A 22,158-nucleotide genomic window follows, 5' to 3' on the forward strand; every position below is an offset into this window, starting at 1 on the left:
GGCGGCGCCGCCTCAGCCCAGCGGGGTCAACAGGCGCGGGCCGTCCTGGGTGCCGACCATATACACGCCACCTGCGGGCAGCAGATCGGTGCCGGTGGCCTGCGCATCCTCACCGGTAATCCACGGCGCCTTCTGGCGCGGGCCCGGGATATAGGCCGACCAGCGGCCGTAGCGTTCGTCGCGGTTGTCGATGTCGTAGTGCACGGGCACGCGCACGGTCCAGAACTCGCTGTCCTTGTACTTGCCGGTGGTGGGCGGGGTGAAGGTCCAGCCCTTGGCAGTCCTGACGCTGGCATCTGCCAGGGTCTTGCGCAGCAGGTCCATGGTGCGCGCCGGGCCCACCGATGTCAGGTTGGTCTGCTCGGCCACGACATCGGCCACGGTACCGTCCCGGGCGACCTTCACCAGCAGCAGCACCATGCCCTGCCCGCGCATGGCCCACGCACGCTGCGGGTATTCCGGCCGTGTCAGGCGCAGGCCCTTCACCTCATCGGTGCTGGCCCCCTTGCTGGCATTGGCCGGGCCGAAGTTGGCGTCGGCCACCCGCACCTGCATGCTTTCCTCGGACATGTTGTCGGCCAGCAGGCGCAGCCGCACCGCGGTGCGTGCCGGCACGGCAGTGCCGTCCACCTTCACCGGTTCAAAACGCCACTGGCCCACGGTGCTTTCCACCAGTGCGGCAACGCCCTCGCCCACCTTGTCGCGCTTGTCCAGACGGAAGCCTTCCACCTGTCCTTCGCGGCCGATATCGATGACGCCCGTGAGGGTCAGGCTGGCCTCGGCCTGCTTGCGCACTTCCCGCGCGGTCTGCGCCTGCGCGCTGTCGAAGGTCACTGCGCCGGCACCCACTGCCAGGGCCACGGCCAGGAAAAGAGATGTACGCATCACAGCCACTCCTTGTGCATGAAGACCACAGGCTACCCCATCCCGGCCAGGGCATCCAAGGCTCAGGCCAGGCGGTGCGCCCCTGCGTAAGGGGGCGTATCGGGGTAGTCGCCGGCCGCGAAACGCGCCTGCAGCCCCTGCCACCACAGCGGATCGAACAGATGGCGATAGTGCTCGCGCACCGCCGCCAGTTCCTGCGCGGGCAGCCCCATGAACGGGCCGAAGCGCTCGGGAAAAACGTCACGCGGGCCCACATGGAACCAGGGTTCGTCGGCCATGGCCTCTTCCGGTGAGCGCGGCTGCGGCCAGGCGCGGAACACGCATTCGCTGACCAGGCACAGTTCGTCGTAGTCATAGAACACCGCGCGCCCATGCCGCGATACACCGAAGTTCTTCGGCAGCATGTCGCCCGGAAAGATGTTGTTGCGCGCCATGTCGGTGATCGCCTGCGCGTAGTCCAGCACCGCTGCACGCACGGCGTCGCCGCTCTGTTCGCGCAGGTACAGATTCAATGGCCGGAAACGGCGCTGCACGTAGCACAGCGCAATCTCGATCTCATCGCCATCCACGCGCACGCTCTGCGCGCACTGCTGCAGCAGCTCATCCAGCAGCGCCGGAGCAAACCGCGCACGCGGGAAACGCAGGTGCCGGTACGGCTGCGCGTCCAGCAGGCGCCCCACCCGGTCCAGGTTGAACACCAGCGCGTATTTCTCTTCCACCTGCTGCCGCGACATGGCCTTGGGCCAGGCGAAACGGTCGCGTATCAGCTTGAACACCAGCGGGTAGCTGGGCAGGGTGAACACCGCCATGACCATGCCCGGTGTGCCCTCGGCATGCACCAGCTGCTCGTTGGGATGGTCGCCGAAATGGCGGAAGAACGTACGGTAACGCTCGGTCTTACCCTGCTTGGCGCGGCCCAGCACGGTGTACAGCTCATCGATGGGTTTGCCCGGCAGCAGGCTGCGCAGGAACACCACTGCATCACCCACCGTGGCCAGGTCGGCCTGGAAGTAGCTGCGCGATACACCGAACAGATGGGCGACATCGCGACGGCGGGTCAGCACGGCGTCGGCACGCAGGCCGCCGGCGTCGTTCACCAGGGCAATCACGCAGGGCGAGAAACGGTGTTCGCCAAATACACGCCCCACCAGGTACGCGCGGCGCTCGCGGTAGAACACCGTATCGAGCAGTTCGATGCTGCGTACCGGGGTATCGCCCCAGTGGGCAAGATCGTCCTGCAGGCGCACCGCGATGGCCGCAGCGCAACGCAACTGGTGGGCATACGGCACATCGAAGCGATAGTCGGCCAGCACCCGCTGCAGGGCCTCCACTGGCCGGGTGGCCGAGACCGAGTAGGTGTGGCGGGCCACCGGGTGGGTGATCGCATCGGAGGGCTCGACGTCGAAGGCGATGAACTCCACCGCCGGATCGACGCCGCGGGTGCCGAACAAACGCCGTGACAGCGTGTTGTAGAAGGTCTTGTACAGCTCGGCGTCGATCAGCCCCTGCAGCAGGGTGGTGAAGTGCGCGTGCACCTGCAGCCACAGCGCGCGCTCGCCGACGGCCTCGCCGGCCAACCGCCGCAGGGCATCCATGCGTTCGGCAATGCACAGGTCGTACAGGGCGATGCGCTCGACCGCGTCCTGGCGTGCGCCGGCCCAGTCGCGCTGCTCGAAGCGGCCACGCGCGCGCGCCGTGATGGCGGCAAAGCGCGCGTGGTAATCCTCGAAGCCGGCCGCGATGGCCTGGGCAAGGCGCAGGGGCAGTTCCGGCGGGAAGTCGAGGGCGGCCATGGGTCAACCATACGCCGCCGTGGGGTGGCTTGTGTAGCGTCGAGCGCGGCGGCTGCTTTTCCGTAGAGTCGAGCTTGCTCGACTGCCTTGGGTAGAAGCAGTCGAGCAAGCTCGACTCTACGAACGCCCGGTGCGGAGCAGTCGAGCAAGCTCGACTCTACGAAAGGCGGTCAGGCGGGCGGTCAGATCGCCAGTTCGGCTTCCACGTCCTGCACCTTGCGCCGGGCCAGGGCCAGGTTGCTCTTGGTCCGGTCCAGCACGATGTAGAAGAACAGGCCCTTCTTGCGCGCCACCGGGCGCATGATGTGGTACGCCTTGCCCAGCGAAATCAGGATGTCTTCAATGCTGTCGTTGAGGTTCAGCGACGCGGCGGTCTTCATCTTGGCGCGGATCACTTCGGTGTTGCCGGCGGCCGCCACCTCCATGTCCATGCCCGCGCCGGCCTCGCCCAGCAGCATGCCGCTCTCGTAATCGACCAGGGCGACGGCCTGCGCGCCGTCAATCCCCATCAGTGCATTCAGCGATTCAGTCAGTCCAGCCACGTGCGCTCCCCTTCATCTTGTTGGTTCGAGCCCCTCGTTCCCCTGCGGCCGGGCTCACGTTCCGCCGAGTTCGGCCAGGATCTCCCGGCCACATTCCCTGCTCTGCCACAGCACCTGGCCGATCACGCTGCGCTGGTCGCACGCGGCCATCAGCAGCAGCGGTGCGCGCCCTTCGGCGGTAATGGCCAGCATCAGCACCTTGCCGCCGGCGGCCTCCAGCATCAGCGTCTGCAGTTCGCCCAGTACCAGTTCGCGCCCCACCGCGCCGGCCAGCGCCAGCATGGCGCTGGTCATCGCCGCCAGCCGTTCGCCGCGCCCTTCGGCACCGGCACTGACCACCGCAAAGCCATCCACGCTGGCCAGCACCACCGCACGCACGCCCTCCACGCGCTGTCGCAGGTCGTGCAACAGCGGTTGCAGGCGCGCGCGTTGTCGTTCGTCAGGCAGCAGGGCCGGCTGTCCGTCAGCCATGCGCGGCCACCAGGGCGTGCGCTTCCATCTCGCTCATCAGTACATCCATCAGCAGCAGTCCCTGCTCACGATCGCGGGCATCCAGCGGCAGCAGCGGCAACGGTTGCCCGTCCAGCACGGCGCGTGCCGCCCAGTCGTCCAGTACCGCTGCCGGTGCCAGGTCCAGGTGGGTGACCGCCACCACCAGCGCCAGCGCACCGGCGAAGGGCTGCAGGGCCTGCAGGTAGGTGTCCAGTTCGGTGGTCAGGCCGCTGCGGCGCGCGTCCAGCAGCAGCACCGCGCCACGCGCGCCCTGCAGCAGGATCGGCCACAGGAAGTCGAAGCGCTGCTGGCCCGGCGTGCCGTACAGGCGCAGGCGCTCGCCGTTGGGCAGGTCGATGTCGGCGTAGTCCAGGGCCACCGTGGTCGATGCTTTGTCGGCACCGGCGCGATCACTGTTGGCCACATCGGTATCGATCACCGCGCCGGCCGCGATGCTGCGCACCAGCGTCGATTTGCCGCTGCCCATGCCGCCCAGCACCACCACCTTGTGTTCACGCATGGCGCTCGTTCCCGCGCAGGCTGCGCCACAGACGGGCCAGCAGGCCAGGGTCGGGGCTGCTGCCGCGCAGCGGCGTGGCCGTGGATGTGGCCGAACCCTGCAACTGGGCGTAGCCGCACAGGTAGGCCGCATGCACGAAGTCACGCACGGCCGCGGCGGGAAGCTCCAGCAGCATCGCGCACTCATCCACCGTGCTGGCGCGCTTGAGCAGCAGCGAGCACAGACGGAAGGCATCGTGATCGTGGCCCAGCACGCGGAAATCCGGCCAGCGCAGCAGCTTCACCGTGGCCCCGCGCAGGCGCTCGTCCAGTGCCTGCCAGTGGCGGCTGCGCTGCGCCCATTGCCACAGCAGCGGGCGCAGCGGCTGGCGCGGCCGCGTACCGGCCAGCGCCTGCAGCTGCACGGCCGTGACCGCGTCCAGCTGCAGGTGTTCGAATCCGTCGGCCAGGCGCTCCACGAGGTGCGCGGCCGGCTCCTGCAGCAGCACGGCCTGGTCCTGTTCGATATCCATCAGCAGCAGCGGCTGGCCCTCCAGGGCCAGCAGCAACTGGCCCTGGCGCAACGGCAAACGCTCGCGCAGCAGGCGGGTGATGGCATGGGCGCCGTCGGCCAGGCGTACCGGTGTGGACGCCGGCGCGGCCTGCATGCCGCGTAGCGCATGGCCGATGGCTCCGTCGTCCAGCACATCGTGGCCACCATCGCCGCGGCGCAGCTGCCCACCGATGTCTTCTATCCAGCACTGCAGGCGGGGCCGCTGCTGGCGCATGCGCAGTGCCGCATTGCGCAGGGCCGGCGTATCGCGGATCACCAGCAGATCGCAGTCATCCAGATCCTGGCTGCGGCGGATCTGCCCGTCAGGCAGCGCCGAGGCCACACGCAGGCGCTGCAGCAGTGCCTGCTCGCCCTGGATATCGGTTCCCACCACCAGCACGCGTGCCATCCGAGTTCCCCGGGCAACCGCCTCCCCGGCGGTTTCGCAGGCCAAGGCTAGGACAAGTGAGACACGGCGGGCCGTGACCCATTGCTCAGATTGCAGCGGGTAGTGAAAGGGCACACAGCGGTTCTGCGACGGCCATCGGGGGCAAGTTTCATGCCGTGTTGACGGCATTGGGGAATGGGCCAGAGCCCTCTGCTTCGCAGCGGGATCCGACCCTGGGCGCCACCCCCTGGCCCCAGCAAAAAGAAACCCGCGCCGGAGCGCGGGTTTCTTCTTCACAACCAGCAGCGATGGATCAGCCGCGCAGCTGTTCCAGTGCGGCGTTCAGGGTCGCGCTGGGACGCATGGCCTGGCTGGCCTTGGCCACGTCCGGACGGTAGTAGCCGCCGATATCCACGGCCTTGCCCTGCACCGCCACCAGCTCGTCAACGATCTTCTGTTCGTTGTCGCTCAGCGCCTTGGCCAGCGGTGCGAAGCGCGCCTTCAGTGCGGCATCGTCGTTCTGCGCAGCCAGCGCCTGCGCCCAGTACAGGGCGATGTAGAAGTGGCTGCCACGGTTGTCGATGCCACCCAGCTTGCGCGACGGCGACTTGTCGTTGTCCAGGAACTGGCCGTTGGCTTCGTCCAGCGCCTTGGCCAGCACACGGGCGGCGGCGTTGTCGTAACGGTTGCCCAGGTGTTCCAGCGACGCGGCCAGGGCCAGGAATTCACCCAGCGAATCCCAGCGCAGGTAGTCCTCTTCCACGAACTGCTGCACGTGCTTGGGGGCCGAACCACCGGCGCCGGTCTCGAACAGGCCGCCACCGGCCATCAGCGGCACGATCGACAGCATCTTGGCGCTGGTGCCCAGTTCCATGATCGGGAACAGGTCGGTCAGGTAATCGCGCAGCACGTTGCCGGTCACCGAAATGGTGTCCTCGCCCTTGCGGATGCGATCGAGCGAGAACGCGGTCGCTTCCACCGGCGGCAGGATGCGGATGTCCAGGCCGTTGGTGTCGTGGTCCTTCAGGTACTGCTCGACCTTGGCGATGACCTGCGCGTCGTGGGCGCGGGCGGCATCGAGCCAGAACACAGCCGGGGTGCTGCTCAGGCGGGCGCGTTCGACGGCCAGCTTCACCCAGTCCTGGATCGGTGCGTCCTTGGTCTGGCACATGCGCCAGATGTCACCGGCTTCCACCGCGTGTTCGAACACCACGTTGCCGGCATCGTCGGTGACCTTGACCACGCCGTCGGCAGCGATCTGGAAGGTCTTGTCGTGCGAGCCGTACTCTTCGGCCTTCTGCGCCATCAGGCCGACATTCGGCACCGAACCCATGGTGGCCGGGTTGAACGCACCGTGGGCCTTGCAGTCGTCGATGACGGCCTGGTACACGCCGGCGTAGCAGCGATCAGGGATGATGGCCTTGGTGTCCTGCAGCTTGCCTTCGGCATTCCACATCTTGCCCGAGTCGCGGATCATCGCCGGCATCGAGGCGTCGACGATCACGTCGCTCGGCACGTGCAGGTTGGTGATGCCCTTGTCCGAGTTGACCATGGCCACGCCCGGGCGCTGTGCGTACTCGGCAGCCAGGTCGGCTTCGATCGCGGCGCGGGTGGCTTCCGGCAGCGACGGCAGGCGCGCGGCCAGGTCACCAATGCCGTTGTTGGCATCGAAACCGGCCTGCTTCAGCACGTCGGCGTGCTTGGCCAACACGTCCTTGTAGAACTCGTTGACCACCACGCCGAACATGATCGGGTCGGAGACCTTCATCATGGTGGCCTTCAGGTGCAGCGAGAACAGCACGCCCTGCGCCTTGGCATCTTCGATCTGCGCGGCGATGAAGCTGGCCAGCGCCTTACGGCTCATCACCGCGGCATCGACGATCTCTCCGGCCTTGACCGCGGTCTTTTCCTTCAGCACGACGGCGCTGCCGTCCTTGCCGTGGAAGGTGATCTTCAGCGCACCGGCGTTGGCCAGCGTGGCCGACTTTTCGCTGCCGTAGAAATCACCGGCGGCCATGTGCGAAACGTGCGACTTCGAATCCGACGCCCAGGCGCCCATGCGGTGCGGGTGCTTGCGGGCGTAGTTCTTCACCGACAGCGGCGCGCGGCGGTCGGAGTTGCCTTCGCGCAGCACCGGGTTCACCGCGCTGCCCTTGACCTTGTCGTAGCGCGCCTTGTAGTCGCGCTGCTGGTCGTCGGCCGGGGTTTCCGGGTAATCCGGCAGCGGATAGCCCTGGTCCTGCAGTTCCTTGATGGCCGCCTTCAGCTGAGGCACCGAGGCGGAGATGTTCGGCAGCTTGATGATGTTGGCGTCCGGGGTGGTCGCCAGCTGGCCCAGCTCGGCCAGGTCGTCGCTGACCTTCTGCGCATCGCTCAGCAGTTCGGGGAACTGCGACAGGATGCGGCCGGACAGCGAGATGTCACGGGTTTCCACCACGATGCCAGCAGTGGCGGTATAGGCGTCGATGATCGGCAGCAGCGACTGGGTCGCCAGGAACGGTGCTTCGTCTGTCAGCGTATAGAGGATCTTGGACATGGGGGACTTGGACTCTGTAGCAGTTCTCAGGGGAAGGCCGGCGCCAGCGCCGGGCCACGTGCAACCGTGTCACTTTCCCTCGTCGCCGTCAGGGTGGGCGCGCGGCGGGGAAACCCCTGCATTGTCGCGTTTTCAGCCGCGCGGGGCAAAGCCATGCCATACGCCAAGGTACTGCGCTGCGGCAACGCAGTGATCCATTGCCGTGGTATCGGTTGCAACCATCGCCGCGCGCCCACGCGTGGCGTGTTCTACACCCTGCGCGGCGGCCGTTCGGGTAGATCCAGGCCATGCGTGGATGCGGCCCAGCGTGCAACCGCCCAACAAAAAAGACGCAGCCTCGCGGCTGCGTCCATCGTGAGTCCAACCGGGAGAGAGTCGGCGGGACTTACTTGACCTCGAACTCCTGCGGCGTTCCGGCCGCCTTACCATCAACCATGACTTCGGCGCGGTACTTGCCGGCCGGCCAGCCATTGGCATTCTTGAACGTGATGTTGGTGGTCTCGGCGCCGCTGGTGTTCAGCGTGGCGCTCTGTTCACCGGCCACCTGGCCGTCCTGGAAGGTCAGCTTGGCGCCGACGTTGACGTTGCTGGCCGCGCCATCGGTCTTCACCGAAACGACGACATCATCCTTCGGTGCAAACAGGGCGGCCGTGGCGACGGACTTGTCCGCAGCCGCGCTCTTGCCCACGGTGACCGAGGACACGGCCACGGCGCTTGCGGCGGCCATCGGCGGCGGCGCGCCGGTCATCGGCGCCGGTGCCGGCTCGGCCGGGGCAGTGGCTGCCGGGGCGGCATTGGTATCGGTGGATTCTTCCTTCTTCTTGCAGCCCACCAGGGCGACACTGCCCAGCAGGGCGGCCAGCAGGGCGTTCTGAAGCGGCGTGGTCTTGATCATTCGTGGTTTCTCCCAGGCATGTTCGGATAGCGATCGTGGGCCGGTTGCGGGTCCGGCTTACTTCGGCGGCAGCTTCAGGGTCTGGCCCGGGAAGATCTTGTCCGGGTCGTCAAGCACATCGCGGTTGGCCTCGAAGATCTTCTTCCAGGCATTGGCATCGCCCAGGTGCTGCTTGGCGATCTTCGACAGCGAATCTCCCTTCTGCACGGTGTAAGTGCCGCCACTGACAACATCAGCGGTGCTGTCCACCGATGCGCTCACGCCGGAAAAGTCCGCCTTGGGAACCTGTTGCGCGGTACTGTCGACGCTGGCGCTTACGCCGGAGAAATCGGCCTTCTTCTCGGTACTCATCCACACACTCCCGTCTGCATGACTACGTGGTATGCACGGTGCCATGGCGGTTGTTAAATGGGGATGGTGCAGATGTGAAGCCGCCCCCCGGGGCGGCTGAACAATCGGGGTGGCCGATGGCCGCTGCGCTCGCCGGGCGTGAACCGGCGCTATCGCCGGCCATCCCCCGCGGTAGCGCCGGGCCATGCCCGGCGGCGCTTATTGGCGCAGTTCGCGGTAGGTCGCAGCGGGGGCTGCGATGCCGGGGCTGGCACGCCAGGGATTGATGTCCAGGCCACCGCGGCGGGTGTAGCGCGCTTCCACTTCCAGCCACTGCGGCTGGCAGCGTGCGGACACCTCGCTGAAGATGCGCTCGACGCACTGCTCGTGGAACTCGGCGTGCTCGCGGTAGCTGACCAGATAACGCAGCAGGCCAGCACGATCGATCTTCGGGCCGCGGTAGCGCAGGCTGACCGTGGCCCAATCCGGCTGGCCGGTCACCGGGCAGTTGGATTTCAGCAAGGCCGACACCAGGGTCTCTTCCACCACGTTGCCCGCGTCGGCAGCCAGATAATTGGCCTGCGGCGGGCCGTAGCAGTCGATCTCCACCTCCAGCCCGTCGATGGACTCACCCAGCGGCGCTTCGCGCAGCGCCGGCAGACCGAATTCCACCTGCACCGGGGCACCGGCACAGGCCGACAGGTCGGCGGCCAGGCGCTCGCGCAGGGCTTCGGCACTGTCGATACGGGTGCTGTTGAGGGAGTTCAGGTACAGCTTGAACGACTTCGATTCGATCAGCCGCGGCGAGGTGCACGGCACCTGCACGGTGGCCACGGCCACCTGCGGCTTGCCACGCGGGTCGAGCCAGCTCAGTTCGAAGGCGTGCCAGCGGTCATGGCCGACGAACGGCAGCGCGGCATCATCGAGGCCGATTTCCGAACGGGCGCCGATGCGCGGGATGGGAAACAGCAGGCCGGGATCGTACTGCGACGGGTAACTGACCTCGCGACCGAGGCTGGAGTCCTGGGGGGTGTTCATGGGCGTCATTGTATCGCGCGCAGGGCGGGCCTTCGGCCGGGCCGGCCAACGGCGGAGCCCCTCCGTGGTGGTTAAGAGCAGGATTTCGGGGTTGGCCGGGAGGGTGGGTTGGCTGGGGGACGCTGCAAGTACGTCCATGTAAGCTCGGTCGCCGCTTGCTCGTGTGCGCTGTCCTGCGCACACGGCAAGACCGGGGTTGGGCGTCCTGCCCAACCCGCCCGAGGCATGCCCCGGGCCCATGCGGCTCACGCCCCCAGCCAACCCACCCTCCCGGCCACGGACAGTTTCCCGCGCCACCACGGGAAAGATCAGGAAAATCAAATTCAAAAGCCGATGCTTCGGACGTTCATGACGTCCGCCGTGTCGACCAAGGTCGACACCCACCAAAGCAGCGTTGGGGTCAGAGCCCGTTGCGAAGCAACGGGATCCGACCCCGTGCCGTTCCGACAGTTGCGGGAAACTGTCGGGGGCGGGGTGGTGTGGGCTTGCAGGACCGCAGGCGCCATGAATGGCGCCTACGAGCCTCCATGGATGGATTTACGGCGTGTCCTGCAAGCCCACACCGCCCCGCCCAACCCACAGTAAACCAGCCCCGCTTTTGACGTTGACGTTGATGTTGCCTTTGATTGCAGCGGGTGCAGGGCTGCAAGCCCTGCCGTTACCCCTCAGCCGGCGCCGTGCAGATAATCCAGGCTGACCTGCAGCAACGCGCGCAGGCCAACATCCAGCGCCTTCTCATCCAACAGGAACTTCGGCGAATGGTTCGCCGGCGCCGTCGCCGGGTCGATGCCCACGCTGGTGGAACCGACGAAGAAGAACATGCCCGGCACTTCCTTGGCGTACAGCGAGAAATCCTCCGCGCCCATCTGCAGCGGCGGCTCATAGACGTTGTCCTTGCCCACTACCGCCTGCAGGCTCGGCAGCATCTTCGCGGTCAGCGCCGGGTCGTTCACCGTGGCCGGGTTGCCCTCGGCCTCGTAGATCTCGGTCACCGCCTTGGCCCCGTGCGCCGCGGCCGTGTGCTCGGCCACGTTGCGCAGATCGGCGAAGATCTGCTGGCGCATGCCCTCATCGAAGGTGCGGATGGTGCCGACCATCTCCACTTCGTCGGGAATGATGTTGTAGCGGATGCCGCCGTTGATCGCACCGAAGGTCAGCACCGCCGGCTGCTTGGACAGATTGGTGCGGCGGCTGACGATGGTCTGCGCGGTGCCGACCAGATCGGCGGTGGCCACGATCGGGTCCACCCCGTTCCACGGTGCCGAACCATGCGTCTGGCGACCGATCACCTTGATCCCGAAGCGATCGGAAGCGGCCATCAACGGGCCGCCACGCACCGCGATCTGCCCGGCCTGCACGCTGGAGAATACGTGCAGACCAAACACGGCCTCGGGCTTGAAGTCGGCGAACAGGCCTTCCTTCAGCATCAGCGCGGCACCACCCTCTTCCGGCGGCGGCGCACCTTCTTCGGACGGCTGGAAGATCAGCATCACCTGGCCTGGCAGGTCCTTCTTCATCGCCACCAAGGCCTCGGCCACGCCCAGCAGGGTGGCGGTGTGCGCATCATGGCCACAGGCGTGCATCACCCCCACGGTCTGCCCGCGGTATTGCGCCGTAGCCTTGGAGGCGAACGGCAGGCCGGTCTGTTCGGTTACCGGCAACGCGTCCATGTCCGCGCGCAGGGCGATCTTCGGGCCCGGCTTGCCGCCTTCGATGATCGCCACCACGCCGTGGTGGGCAATGCCGGTCTTCGGCTTCAGGCCCATCGCGCGCAGGCGCTTGGCCACCTCGGCCGAGGTGCGCGCTTCGCGGTTGGACAGTTCCGGGTGCTGGTGGAAGTCGCGGCGCCATTCCACCACCTGCGCCTGCAGGCGCTGCGCGGCAGCGGTCACCTCCGGGCGCTCGGCCACGTCGGCATGGGCAAGGGCCGGCACAGCCAGCAGCAGGGCGGACAGCAGCAGGGAACGGCGCATCACGGGCTCCACGGAAGGGGTCTGCACCTGAATGTAGGGCAAGGCTGCCGCTACGGGAACCTCTTTCGCCACGCCGGGTCTGAGCGCCCGTCCCATCCGTCATGCAGGAAATGGCATGGGTCACAGGTATGCTTTGCGCATTGCCAACCGGGGCGCCGCCCCGTCCAGCCTTCTTGGAGTCCTTGAATGTCACGTGTTTGGAAGATCGTGCTGCTGGTCGTGGCAGTGCTGGTGCTGGCAGTCGTCGGCGTGCGGGTACTGGGCGGCGGCAAGGACAAGGCGGCAGGCCCGGGCGCCGCGGCGCGCCAGGGCGGCGAAGACCCCGATGCCGGCCCGGTGCCGGTCACCGTGGTCGATGCCACCCGCCAGGATGTGCCGGTGTATGCCAGCGCCCTGGGTACGGTCACGGCCATGAACACCGTCACGGTCAGCCCGCAGGTGGGTGGCCAGCTGATGAGCCTCAACTTCCGCGAAGGCCAGGAAGTGAAGCAGGGCGACCTGCTGGCGCAGATCGACCCGCGCAGCGCGCAGGCCAGCTATGACCAGGCCGTGGCCGCCAAGCGCCAGAACGAGGCGCTGCTGGCCACCGCCCGTTCCAACTACCAGCGCTCCAACGCGCCGGAGTATCGCCAGTTCGTCGCCAAGACCGATCTGGATACACAACGAAACCAGGTGTCACAGTACGAAAGCGCAGTGGCCGCCAACGAGGCCAGCGCGCGCGCCGCGCAGGTGCAGCTGCAGTACACCCGCATCACCGCGCCGATCTCCGGCATTGCCGGCATCCGTGCGGTCGACGCTGGCAACGTGGTCAATGCCGGTACCGCGCTGGTCACCCTCACCCAGATCCACCCGATCCATGTGCTGTTCAACCTGCCCGAACGCCAGCTGGGCGACGTGCGCCAGGCGCAGGCCGCAGGCAAGGTGCCGGTCGCTGCGCTGGACCGCGCCGATTCGCACGTGCTGTCCGGTGACGGCTCGCTGGACGTGGTGGACAACCTGATCAGCGCCGACAGCGGCACCTTCAAGGCCCGCGCGATCTTCGAAAACACCGACAACGGCCTGTGGCCGGGCCAGTTCGTGAACGTGCGCATGCAGCTGCGCACCATTGCCGGTGGCGTGGTCATTCCCACCCAGGCCGTGCTGCGCGGGCCCGATGGCGAGTACGTCTATCTGGTGCAGGGCGACAACACGGTCAAGATGCAGACCGTGCGCAGTGGCGTGGAAGTGGGCGACAGCCACGTGCAGATCACCGAAGGCCTGAAGGGTGGCGAGCGGGTGGTCAGCGAAGGCCAGTTCCGCCTGAAGCCGGGCAGCAAGGTGACCGCGCTGAAGCCGGGCGAAACCCCCGCTGCGCCCACCGAGGCCGAACTGAAGGCCGCCGAACAGAAGAGCGGCGGCCGCGGCCGTCCCGGTGGTGGCCCGCGCTGAGCGCAGGCCACCCTTTCCTTTCGCGCCGGCCCTGCTGCCGGCGCAGCCATTGAAGCGCCAGCAAGGATCAGTCCGTGGGCTTTTCGACGATCTTCATCCGCCGTCCCATCGCTACCTCGCTGTTGATGGCGGGCCTGTTGCTGCTGGGCATCCTGGGTTACCGCAAGCTGCCGGTGTCGGCGCTGCCGGAAATCGATGCCCCCAGCCTGGTGGTCACCACCCAGTACCCCGGTGCCAACGCCACCACCATGGCGTCGCTGGTCACCACCCCGCTGGAGCGCCAGTTCGGGCAGATTTCCGGGCTGGAACTGATGACCTCCGATTCGTCGGCCGGGTTGTCCACGATCATCCTGCAGTTCTCGATGGACCGCGACATCGATATCGCCGCGCAGGACGTGCAGGCGGCGATCCGCCAGGCCACCCTGCCCTCGTCGCTGCCCTACCAGCCGGTCTACAACCGGGTGAACCCGGCCGACGCGGCCATCGTCACCCTGAAGCTGACCTCTGACACGCGGCCGCTGCGCGAGGTCAACAACTACGCCGATTCGATCCTGGCCCAGCGCCTGTCGCAGGTGCAGGGCGTGGGTCTGGTATCGATTGCCGGCAACGTGCGCCCGGCCGTGCGCATCCAGGTCAATCCGGCGCAGCTGTCGAACATGGGCCTGACCATGGAAGAGCTGCGCAGCGCGCTCACCCAGGCCAACGTCAACGCGCCCAAGGGCTCGTTGAACGGCAAGACCCAGTCCTACAGCATCGGTACCAACGACCAGCTGGCCAGTGCCGCCGAGTACCGCGACACCATCATCAGCTACAAGAACGGCCGCCCGGTGCGGCTGTCCGACGTGGCCCAGGTGGTGGACGGCGTGGAGAACGACCAGCTGGCCGCCTGGGCCGATGGCAAGCCGGCGGTGCTGCTGGAAGTGCGCCGCCAGCCCGGTGCCAACATCGTGCAGACCGTCGAACGCATCCGCGCCATCCTGCCGCAGCTGCAGGGTGTGCTGCCGGCCGACGTGCACCTGGAAGTCTTCAACGACCGCACCGAAACGATCCGTGCGTCGGTGCATGAAGTGCAGTTCACCCTGATCCTGACCATCGGCCTGGTGGTGGCGGTCATCTTCGTGTTCCTGCGCCGGCTGTGGGCCACCATCATTCCCTCGGTGGCGGTACCGCTGTCGCTGGCCGGCACGTTCGCGGTGATGGCCTTCACCGGCATGTCGCTGGACAACCTTTCGCTGATGGCGCTGGTGGTGGCGACCGGCTTCGTGGTGGACGATGCGATCGTGATGATCGAGAACATCGTGCGCTACATCGAGCAGGGCAAGAGTGGCCGCGAAGCGGCCGAGATCGGCGCGCGCCAGATCGGCTTCACCGTGCTGTCGCTGACCGTCTCGCTGGTGGCCGTGTTCCTGCCGCTGCTGCTGATGCCCGGCGTCACCGGCCGCCTGTTCCACGAATTCGCCTGGGTGCTCAGCATCGCCGTGGTGCTGTCGATGCTGATCTCGCTGACGCTGACGCCGATGATGTGCGCCTACCTGCTCAAGCCCGACGCGCTGCCCGAGGGCGAAGACGCGCATGAGCGCGCAGCGGCCGCCGGCAAGCAGAACCTGTGGACGCGTACCGTAGGCCTGTACGAACGCAGCCTGGACTGGGTGCTGGACCACCAGCGCGCCACCCTGGTCGTGGCCGCCGCCGCGCTGGTGCTGACCGTGCTGCTGTACGTGCTGATTCCCAAGGGCCTGCTGCCCGAACAGGACACCGGCCTGATCACCGGCGTGGTGCAGGCCGACCAGAACATCGCCTTCCCGCAGATGGAGCAGCGCACCAAGCAGGTGGCCGAGGCCCTGCGCCAGGACCCGGACGTGACCGGCGTGTCGGCCTTCATCGGTGCCGGCAGCATGAACCCCACGCTCAACCAGGGCCAGCTGTCGATCGTGCTGAAGGAGCGCGGCCAGCGCGATGGCCTGGATGAGATCCTGCCGCGCCTGCAGAAGGCGGTGGCCGGCATTCCCGGCGTGGCGCTGTACCTGAAGCCGGTACAGGACGTGACACTGGACACGCGCGTGGCCGCCACCGAGTACCAGTACTCGCTGTCCGACGTCGACTCGGCCACCGTGGCCACCCAGGCCACGCGCCTGACCGAAGCGCTGCGCCAGCGCCCGGAACTGGCCGACGTGGACAACAACCTGTCCAACCAGGGCCGTGCGCTGGAACTGAACATCGACCGCGACAAGGCCAGCGTGCTGGGCGTGCCGATGCAGACCATCGATGACACGCTCTACGATGCGTTCGGCCAGCGCCAGATCTCCACCATCTTCACCGAGCTCAACCAGTACCGCGTGGTGCTGGAAGTCGCGCCGGAGTTCCGCACCAGCACCGCGCTGATGGAACAGCTGGCCGTGGCCTCCAACGGCGCCGGCGCACTGACCGGCACCAATGCCACCAGCTTCGGCCAGGTCACCTCGTCCAACTCGTCCACCGCCACCGGCATCGGTGCGCAGAACACCGGCATTACCGTGGGCGCGGGCAACATCATTCCGCTGTCGGCGCTGGCCGAAAGCAAGGTGACCAGCGCGCCGCTGGTGGTCAGCCACCAGCAGCAGCTGCCGGCGGTGACCGTCTCCTTCAACGTGGCGCCGGGCTACTCGCTGTCCGATGCGGTCAAGGCCATCGAAGAAACCAAGGCCAGCCTGGACATGCCGGCCCACCTGCATGCCGAGTTCATCGGCAAGGCCGCCGAGTTCACCGGCAGCCAGACCGACGTGGTGTGGCTGCTGCTGGCTTCGCTGGTGGTGATCTACATCGTGCTGGGCGTGCTGTACGAAAGCTACATCCACCCCATCACCATCATTTCCACCCTGCCGCCGGCCGGCGTGGGCGCGCTGCTCGCGCTGATGGTGTGCGGCCTGAGCCTGTCGGTGGATGGCATCGTCGGCATCGTGCTGCTGATCGGCATCGTGAAGAAGAACGGCATCATGATGGTGGACTTCGCCATCGAAGCCCGCCGTGCCGGCGCCAACGCCCACGAAGCGATCCGCCGCGCCTGCCTGCTGCGCTTCCGCCCGATCATGATGACCACCGCCGCGGCGATGCTGGGCGCGCTGCCGCTGGCACTGGGCACCGGCATCGGCTCGGAACTGCGCCGCCCGCTGGGCATCGCCATCGTCGGCGGCCTGCTGCTGTCGCAGCTGGTAACGCTGTACACCACGCCGGTGATCTACCTGTACATGGAACGGTTCTCGGAATGGCTGGCCCGCCGCCGCGAGCAGCGCGCGTTGCGCGACGGTTCGCTGCAGGAGCCGCAGGCATGATCCAGGCCCCGCACCTGCGGGGGGCCGCACGATGAACCTGTCCGGCCCCTTCATCCGCCGCCCGATCGGCACCGCGCTGCTGGCCATCGGCCTGTTCATCATCGGCCTGATCTGCTACCTGAAGCTGGGCGTGTCGGCGCTGCCGAACATCCAGATTCCGGTCATCTTCGTGCACGCCAGCCAGTCCGGCGCCGATGCGGCCACCATGGCCTCCACGGTCACCGCGCCGCTGGAACGCCACCTGGGCCAGCTGCCCGGCATCGACCGCATGCGCTCTTCCAGTTCGGAAGGCAGCTCGCTGGTGTTCATGATCTTCCAGACCGACCGCGATATCGATTCGGCGGCGCTGGACGTGCAGACCGCGATCAACTCGGCGCAGGCCGACCTGCCTTCGGGCATGGGCTCGCCGATGTACCAGAAGGCGAACCCGAACGACGACCCTGTGATCGCCATCGCGCTGACTTCGCAGACGCAGTCGGCCGACGAGCTGTACAACGTGGCCGATTCGCTGCTGGCCCAGCGCATCCGCCAGATCGGCGGCGTGGCCTCGGTGGATATCGCCGGGGCCTCCACGCCGGCCGTGCGCGTGGACGTGAACCTGCGCCTGATGAACGCCCTGGGCCTGACCGCCGATGACCTGCGCAACGCCGTGCGCGCGGCCAACGTCACCTCGCCCACCGGCTTCCTCAGCGACGGCAACACCACCACGGCGATCATCGCCAACGATTCGGTCGCACGCGCGGCCGACTTCGCCAACCTGGTGGTGAAGACCCAGGGCGATGGCCGGGTGATCCGCCTGAAGGACATCGCCAACGTCTACGACGGCCAGCAGGATGCCTACCAGGCCGCGTGGTTCGACCACAAACCGGCCGTGGTGATGTACGTGTTCACCCGTGCCGGCGCCAACATCGTGGAAACCGTGGACCGGGTGAAGGCGCAGATTCCCGCGCTGCGCGACTACCTGCAGCCCGGCACCACCATGACCCCGTACTTCGACCGCACGCCGACCATCCGCTCGTCGCTGCATGAAGTGCAGATCACGTTGCTGATCAGCCTGGCCATGGTGGTGCTGACCATGGCGCTGTTCCTGCGCCGCCTGGCCCCCACCCTGATCGCCGCGGTCACCGTGCCGCTGTCGCTGGCCGGCGCCGCGCTGGTGATGTACGCGCTGGGCTTCACCCTGAACAACCTGAGCCTGCTGGCGCTGGTGATCGCCATCGGCTTCGTGGTGGACGATGCGATCGTGGTGATCGAGAACATCATGCGCCACCTGGACGAAGGCATGCCGCGCCTGCAGGCGGCCTTCACCGGTGCGCGCGAGATCGGCTTCACCATCGTCTCGATCACCGCCTCGCTGGTTGCAGTGTTCATTCCGCTGCTGTTTGCCAGCGGCATGATGGGCGCCTTCTTCCGCGAGTTCACCGTGACCCTGGTGGCGGCCATCGTGGTGTCGATGATCGTCTCGCTGACACTCACCCCGGCACTGTGCAGCCGCTTCCTGAGCGCGCACGACCACAACGCCGCACCGTCGCGCTTCGGCCGTTGGCTCGATGCCGGGCACGAGCGCATGCTGCGCATCTACACCGTGTTCCTGGACTTTTCGCTGCGCCATGCGCTGCTGCTCTCGCTCACCCCGCTCATCCTGATCGGCGTCACCATCTTCCTGTTCGGTGCGGTGAAGAAGGGCGCGTTCCCGCCACAGGACACCGGCCTGATCTGGGGCCGCGCCAATTCCAGCGCCACCGTCTCCTTCGAAGACATGGTCAGCCGCCAGCGGCGCATCACCGACATGCTGATGGCCGACCCGGCGGTGAAGACCGTGGGCGTGCGCCTGGGCAGTGGCCGCCAGGGCTCCAGCGCGCAGTTCAACGTGGAACTGAAGTCGCGCAAGGAAGGGCGTCGAGAGACCACCGCCCATGCACTGGCCCGCCTGAGCGCCAAGGCCGACCGCTACCCTGACCTGCAGCTGCGCCTGCGCGCGATCCAGGACCTGCCCAGCAACGATGGCGGCGGCAACAGCCAGGGCGCGCAGTACCGCATTTCCCTGCAGGGCAACGACCTGGCTGCACTGCAGGAATGGCTGCCCAAGCTGCAGGCCGAGCTGAAGAAGAACCCCAAGCTGCGTGACGTGGGCACCGACGTGGACAACGCCGGCCTGCGCCAGAACATCGAAATCTATCGCGCCAAGGCGGCGCGCCTGGGTGTCTCGGTCGGTGCCATCGACGGTGCGCTGTACGGTGCGTTCGGCCAGCGACAGATTTCCACCATCTATTCGGACATCAACCAGTACAGCGTGGTGGTGAACGCCCTGCCCTCGCAGACCGCCACCCCGGCGGCGCTGGACGAGGTGTATGTGAAGGCCAGCAATGGGCAGATGGTGCCGATCACCGCGGTGGCCAGCCAGGTGCCTGGCCTGGCGCCTTCGCAGATCACCCATGAAAACCAGTACACCACGATGGACCTGAGCTACAACCTGGCTCCCGGCGTGAGCATGGGCGAAGCGAAGGCGATCATCGATGCCACCGTGGCGGGCATGCGCATGCCCGGCGACATCCGCCTGGCCGACGACGCCGGCTTCGGCTTCAACTCCGATCCCAGCGACATGCTGATCCTGGTGTTCGCGGCGATCCTGACCGTGTACCTGGTGCTGGGCATGCTGTACGAGAGCCTGATCCATCCGGTCACGATCCTGTCCACCCTGCCGGCGGCGGGCGTGGGCGCGCTGCTGGCGTTGTTCGGCACCAACACCGAACTGTCGGTGATCTCGATGATCGCGCTGGTGCTGCTGATCGGCATCGTGAAGAAGAACGCGATCATGATGATCGACTTCGCCCTGGTGGCGCAGCGCGAACACGGCCTGGCCCCGCGCGAAGCGGCACGCGAGGCCAGCATCGTGCGCTTCCGCCCGATCATGATGACCACGATGGTGGCGATCCTGGCGGCGGTGCCGCTGGCGATCGGCCTGGGCGAAGGCTCCGAACTGCGTCGGCCGCTGGGCATCGCGATGATCGGCGGCCTGCTGTTCTCGCAGAGCCTGACCCTGCTGAGCACGCCGGCGCTGTACGTGATCTTCTCGTGCCTGGCCGATCGCTGGCGGGCGCGCCGCGCACGCAAGCGCGAAGCGAAGCTGCTCAAGCGCGCGGCCCGCGCATAGCCCCGGGGTCAGATCCCTCGCTCTGCGAGGGCTCTGACCCCGTGCGGCGGTCACGGTTTGACGCGCTGTAACGAAAAGAGAACAATTCGCAACCAGCCATGGTCCTGCGCCCCTGCGGCGCCCCGCTCCCGGTTCCCGGTCAGCCTGCGTGATCCCAGCCACTGCCCCTTCCCCCAACCATGGGTGGATGGCCCGTGGCCGTCCGCCGAGGAACCTGATCGATGCCTTCGTTCCGCACCCCGCGCGTGGCCCTGCTGGCCGCCGCCCTGACCGCTGCCTGCGTGGCCCATGCAGAAGCCCCGGCCGACACCCGCAGCGCCACCGACCTGGACGCCATCAAGGTGGTCGGCGAACGCACCCACACCGAAGCCGGTGCGCTGGGCGACCGTGCCCTGCGTGACACCCCGTTCGCCATCACCGCCGTCGGCCGCGAACAGCTGGAGCAGCGCCAGGTCGTCTCACTGGGTGAAGCCTTCCTGTTCGATCCCTCGGTCACCACCCAGGTCAGCGCCTACGCCAGTGGCTGGAGCTCGCCCATCCGCAACCGCGGCATCGATCTGAACTACGACAGCTACCGCGTGAACGGCCTGCAGGTGTCCTCGTGGGGCACCGAATGGCCGCTGGAAGTGATGGAACAGGTCGACCTGCTGAAGGGCCCCGGTGGCTTCCTGTACGGCTTCGGCGCACCCGGCGGCATCGTCAACTACATCACCAAGAAGCCGACCGACACCCCGACGTTCTCCGCGCAGCTGGGCTGGCGCGAACAGGGCATCGTCAGCGGCGGCGTCGATGCCGGCGGGCGCTTCGGCAACGAAGAGATGTTCGGCTACCGCTTCAACGCGTACCAGGAGAAGGGCGAAACCTTCAACGGCGGCCATGTCGACCGCAAGGTCGGCGCACTGTCGCTGGACGCGCGCTTGAGCGATGCGCTCACCTGGACCTTCGACGGCGTGTTCCAGTCGCGCGACCTGAGCGAAGAATCGCCGCAGTACTATTTCATCGGCCTGACCTCGCTGCCGCGGCCGATTGCCGGCGACGTCGACAACAGCGTGCCGGGCACCTACTACGACACCCGTTCCAGCCTGCTGTCGACCGCGTTGAACTGGCAGATCAACAGCGACTGGAAGGCCAGCGTGAGCTACGGCGTCACCACCTCGTGGAACGACGTCAACAAGATCTTCGCCTACATCGACGATCCGAACGGCGACTACAACGTGAACGTGTACGAGCTGGGCGGCAAGAGCGAATGGAAGCTCGCGCAGGCGCTGGTGCAGGGCAGCTTCCGCACCGGTCCGCTGCAGCACCAGCTGGTGGCCGGCATCAGCCACCAGACCGGGCTGGGCTGGGACCGTCCCTACGAGTGGAACACCATCGGCCGCGCCAACCTGTACCAGCGTTCGGCGATCCGCCACGACGCGGTGGGTTCGCGGGTGATGACCCGCGGCGATGAAACCGTGCAGCAGGCGGTGTTCGCCAGCGATACCGTCGACTTCGGCGGCGGCTGGTCGGTGCTGGCCGGCTGGCGCTACAACGACTTCGAGACCAAGGGCCGTTACCACACCTACCCGGTCACTCCGACCTATGCAGTCATGTTCAAGCCCAGCGAGGCAGTGACCCTGTACGCCAGCTACATCGAATCGCTGGAAGCCGGCAGCCGCGTGGGCAACACCTACATCAACGCCGGCGATGTGCTGGACCCGACCATCAGCAAGCAGTATGAAATCGGCGCCAAGGTGGAAGCCTCGCGCTGGAATGCGAACGTGGCCGCGTTCCGGCTGGAACGTGGCGCCAACATCGACCAGCAGACCGACACCGGCCTGCGCCTGGTGCAGGATGGCATCACCCTGTACGAAGGCGTGGAAGCCAGCGCCGACCTGCACCTGACCGACGCGCTGACCGTGGGTGGCGGCGTGACCTGGCTGGACCCGACCTACGACAAGCTGTCGCCGGACAGCGCCGCGCAGGAAGGCAACCGCACCGTCGGTGCCGCCCGCTGGAGCGGCGTGCTGCATGCCAGCTACCAGCTGCCGTGGGTGGATGGCCTGGAAACCTACGCCGCCGTGCGCTACTACGGCGATGTCTGGTACGACGCCGACAACACCCTGAAGCTGCCTGACTACACCCTGGTCAATGCCGGCGTGGGCTATCGCCTGATGGCCAGCGGCCATCCGGTCACCCTGCGCGCCAGCGTGGAAAACCTGGGCAACCGCAAGTACTGGTCCAACGCTGGCATCGGCCTGCCGCGCACCTTCGCCGTGAGCGTGCGCTGGGAGATGTAATGCGGTTTCGGTGGGTGCGGACCGTTGGTCCGCACCTCGAACACCCTACACACGCGCGCACCGCCA

Annotated in this window: 15 protein-coding genes; 4 read left to right on the forward strand and 11 right to left on the reverse strand. The window is 67.2% G+C overall.

Going from position 1 to position 22,158, the window contains the following annotated elements:
* Positions 1-12: 12 nt before the first annotated feature.
* From C1931_RS18300 to C1931_RS18350, 11 genes are all read right to left on the reverse strand, one after another.
* The gene (locus C1931_RS18300) at positions 13-885 is read right to left on the reverse strand and encodes an energy transducer TonB (protein WP_234412695.1); all 873 of its coding nucleotides are present in this window, start codon (positions 883-885) and stop codon (positions 13-15) included.
* A gap of 62 nt (positions 886-947) precedes the next feature.
* On the reverse strand, positions 948-2,678 hold the full coding sequence (gene aceK / locus C1931_RS18305; RefSeq protein ID WP_108757353.1) for a bifunctional isocitrate dehydrogenase kinase/phosphatase: 1,731 nt from the start codon (positions 2,676-2,678) through the stop codon (positions 948-950).
* A 182-nt stretch (positions 2,679-2,860) separates the two neighbouring features.
* Positions 2,861-3,220, reverse strand: coding sequence for a hypothetical protein (locus C1931_RS18310; RefSeq protein WP_108751060.1), 360 nt, complete (start codon positions 3,218-3,220; stop codon positions 2,861-2,863).
* 54 nt (positions 3,221-3,274) lie between these two features.
* Positions 3,275-3,691: a roadblock/LC7 domain-containing protein gene (locus C1931_RS18315; RefSeq protein WP_108751061.1), complete on the reverse strand. Its 417-nt coding sequence runs from the start codon at positions 3,689-3,691 to the stop codon at positions 3,275-3,277.
* A complete protein-coding gene (locus C1931_RS18320) occupies positions 3,684-4,232 on the reverse strand; it encodes an ATP/GTP-binding protein (protein WP_108757354.1) in 549 nt (182 codons plus the stop codon). Before C1931_RS18320 ends, C1931_RS18315 begins: the two co-directional genes overlap by 8 nt.
* Positions 4,225-5,172 carry a hypothetical protein gene (locus tag C1931_RS18325; protein WP_108757355.1) on the reverse strand — a complete coding sequence of 316 codons (948 nt, stop codon included), beginning with the start codon at positions 5,170-5,172 and terminating at the stop codon, positions 4,225-4,227. Before C1931_RS18325 ends, C1931_RS18320 begins: the two co-directional genes overlap by 8 nt.
* Positions 5,173-5,464: 292 nt before the next feature.
* On the reverse strand, positions 5,465-7,687 hold the full coding sequence (locus C1931_RS18330) for an NADP-dependent isocitrate dehydrogenase (protein ID WP_108757356.1): 2,223 nt from the start codon (positions 7,685-7,687) through the stop codon (positions 5,465-5,467).
* A 385-nt stretch (positions 7,688-8,072) separates the two neighbouring features.
* Positions 8,073-8,582, reverse strand: a complete 510-nt coding sequence (locus C1931_RS18335) for a hypothetical protein (protein WP_108751065.1) — start codon at positions 8,580-8,582, stop codon at positions 8,073-8,075.
* Positions 8,583-8,639: 57 nt separating this feature from the next.
* A complete protein-coding gene (locus C1931_RS18340) occupies positions 8,640-8,933 on the reverse strand; it encodes a LysM peptidoglycan-binding domain-containing protein (protein ID WP_108757357.1) in 294 nt (97 codons plus the stop codon).
* A gap of 198 nt (positions 8,934-9,131) precedes the next feature.
* A complete protein-coding gene (gene queF, locus C1931_RS18345; RefSeq protein WP_108757358.1) occupies positions 9,132-9,950 on the reverse strand; it encodes an NADPH-dependent 7-cyano-7-deazaguanine reductase QueF in 819 nt (272 codons plus the stop codon).
* 665 nt (positions 9,951-10,615) lie between these two features.
* Positions 10,616-11,923, reverse strand: a complete 1,308-nt coding sequence (locus C1931_RS18350; protein WP_108757806.1) for a M20 family metallopeptidase — start codon at positions 11,921-11,923, stop codon at positions 10,616-10,618.
* A gap of 186 nt (positions 11,924-12,109) precedes the next feature.
* On the opposite strand from C1931_RS18350, the gene C1931_RS18355 reads away from it, so the two are divergent.
* From C1931_RS18355 to C1931_RS18370, 4 genes are all read left to right on the forward strand, one after another.
* Positions 12,110-13,351: an efflux RND transporter periplasmic adaptor subunit gene (locus C1931_RS18355; protein WP_108757359.1), complete on the forward strand. Its 1,242-nt coding sequence runs from the start codon at positions 12,110-12,112 to the stop codon at positions 13,349-13,351.
* A gap of 74 nt (positions 13,352-13,425) precedes the next feature.
* The gene (locus C1931_RS18360) at positions 13,426-16,659 is read left to right on the forward strand and encodes an efflux RND transporter permease subunit (RefSeq protein ID WP_108757360.1); all 3,234 of its coding nucleotides are present in this window, start codon (positions 13,426-13,428) and stop codon (positions 16,657-16,659) included.
* Positions 16,660-16,690: 31 nt separating this feature from the next.
* Entirely contained in the window at positions 16,691-19,813 is a 3,123-nt protein-coding gene (locus tag C1931_RS18365) for an efflux RND transporter permease subunit (protein ID WP_108757361.1), read from the forward strand.
* Positions 19,814-20,034: 221 nt separating this feature from the next.
* Positions 20,035-22,092 (forward strand): TonB-dependent receptor, encoded by a 2,058-nt coding sequence (locus tag C1931_RS18370; protein WP_108757362.1) that lies wholly within the window; start codon positions 20,035-20,037, stop codon positions 22,090-22,092.
* The last annotated feature ends 66 nt before the right edge of the window (positions 22,093-22,158 follow it).

It is taken from the genome of Stenotrophomonas sp. YAU14A_MKIMI4_1, assembly GCF_003086855.1.
Taxonomy (GTDB): Bacteria; Pseudomonadota; Gammaproteobacteria; order Xanthomonadales; family Xanthomonadaceae; genus Stenotrophomonas.

Excerpts from the sequence above, each read along its gene's own strand:
- C1931_RS18300 (WP_234412695.1), bottom strand. The coding sequence starts at position 885 with ATGCGTACATCTCTTTTCCTGGCCGTGGCCCTGGCAGTGGGTGCCGGC.
- aceK (WP_108757353.1), bottom strand. The coding sequence starts at position 2,678 with ATGGCCGCCCTCGACTTCCCGCCGGAACTGCCCCTGCGCCTTGCCCAG.
- C1931_RS18315 (WP_108751061.1), bottom strand. The coding sequence starts at position 3,691 with ATGGCTGACGGACAGCCGGCCCTGCTGCCTGACGAACGACAACGCGCG.
- C1931_RS18320 (WP_108757354.1), bottom strand. The coding sequence starts at position 4,232 with ATGCGTGAACACAAGGTGGTGGTGCTGGGCGGCATGGGCAGCGGCAAA.
- C1931_RS18325 (WP_108757355.1), bottom strand. The coding sequence starts at position 5,172 with ATGGCACGCGTGCTGGTGGTGGGAACCGATATCCAGGGCGAGCAGGCA.
- C1931_RS18330 (WP_108757356.1), bottom strand. The coding sequence starts at position 7,687 with ATGTCCAAGATCCTCTATACGCTGACAGACGAAGCACCGTTCCTGGCG.
- C1931_RS18335 (WP_108751065.1), bottom strand. The coding sequence starts at position 8,582 with ATGATCAAGACCACGCCGCTTCAGAACGCCCTGCTGGCCGCCCTGCTG.
- C1931_RS18340 (WP_108757357.1), bottom strand. The coding sequence starts at position 8,933 with ATGAGTACCGAGAAGAAGGCCGATTTCTCCGGCGTAAGCGCCAGCGTC.
- queF (WP_108757358.1), bottom strand. The coding sequence starts at position 9,950 with ATGAACACCCCCCAGGACTCCAGCCTCGGTCGCGAGGTCAGTTACCCG.
- C1931_RS18350 (WP_108757806.1), bottom strand. The coding sequence starts at position 11,923 with ATGCGCCGTTCCCTGCTGCTGTCCGCCCTGCTGCTGGCTGTGCCGGCC.
- C1931_RS18355 (WP_108757359.1), top strand. The coding sequence starts at position 12,110 with ATGTCACGTGTTTGGAAGATCGTGCTGCTGGTCGTGGCAGTGCTGGTG.
- C1931_RS18365 (WP_108757361.1), top strand. The coding sequence starts at position 16,691 with ATGAACCTGTCCGGCCCCTTCATCCGCCGCCCGATCGGCACCGCGCTG.
- C1931_RS18370 (WP_108757362.1), top strand. The coding sequence starts at position 20,035 with ATGCCTTCGTTCCGCACCCCGCGCGTGGCCCTGCTGGCCGCCGCCCTG.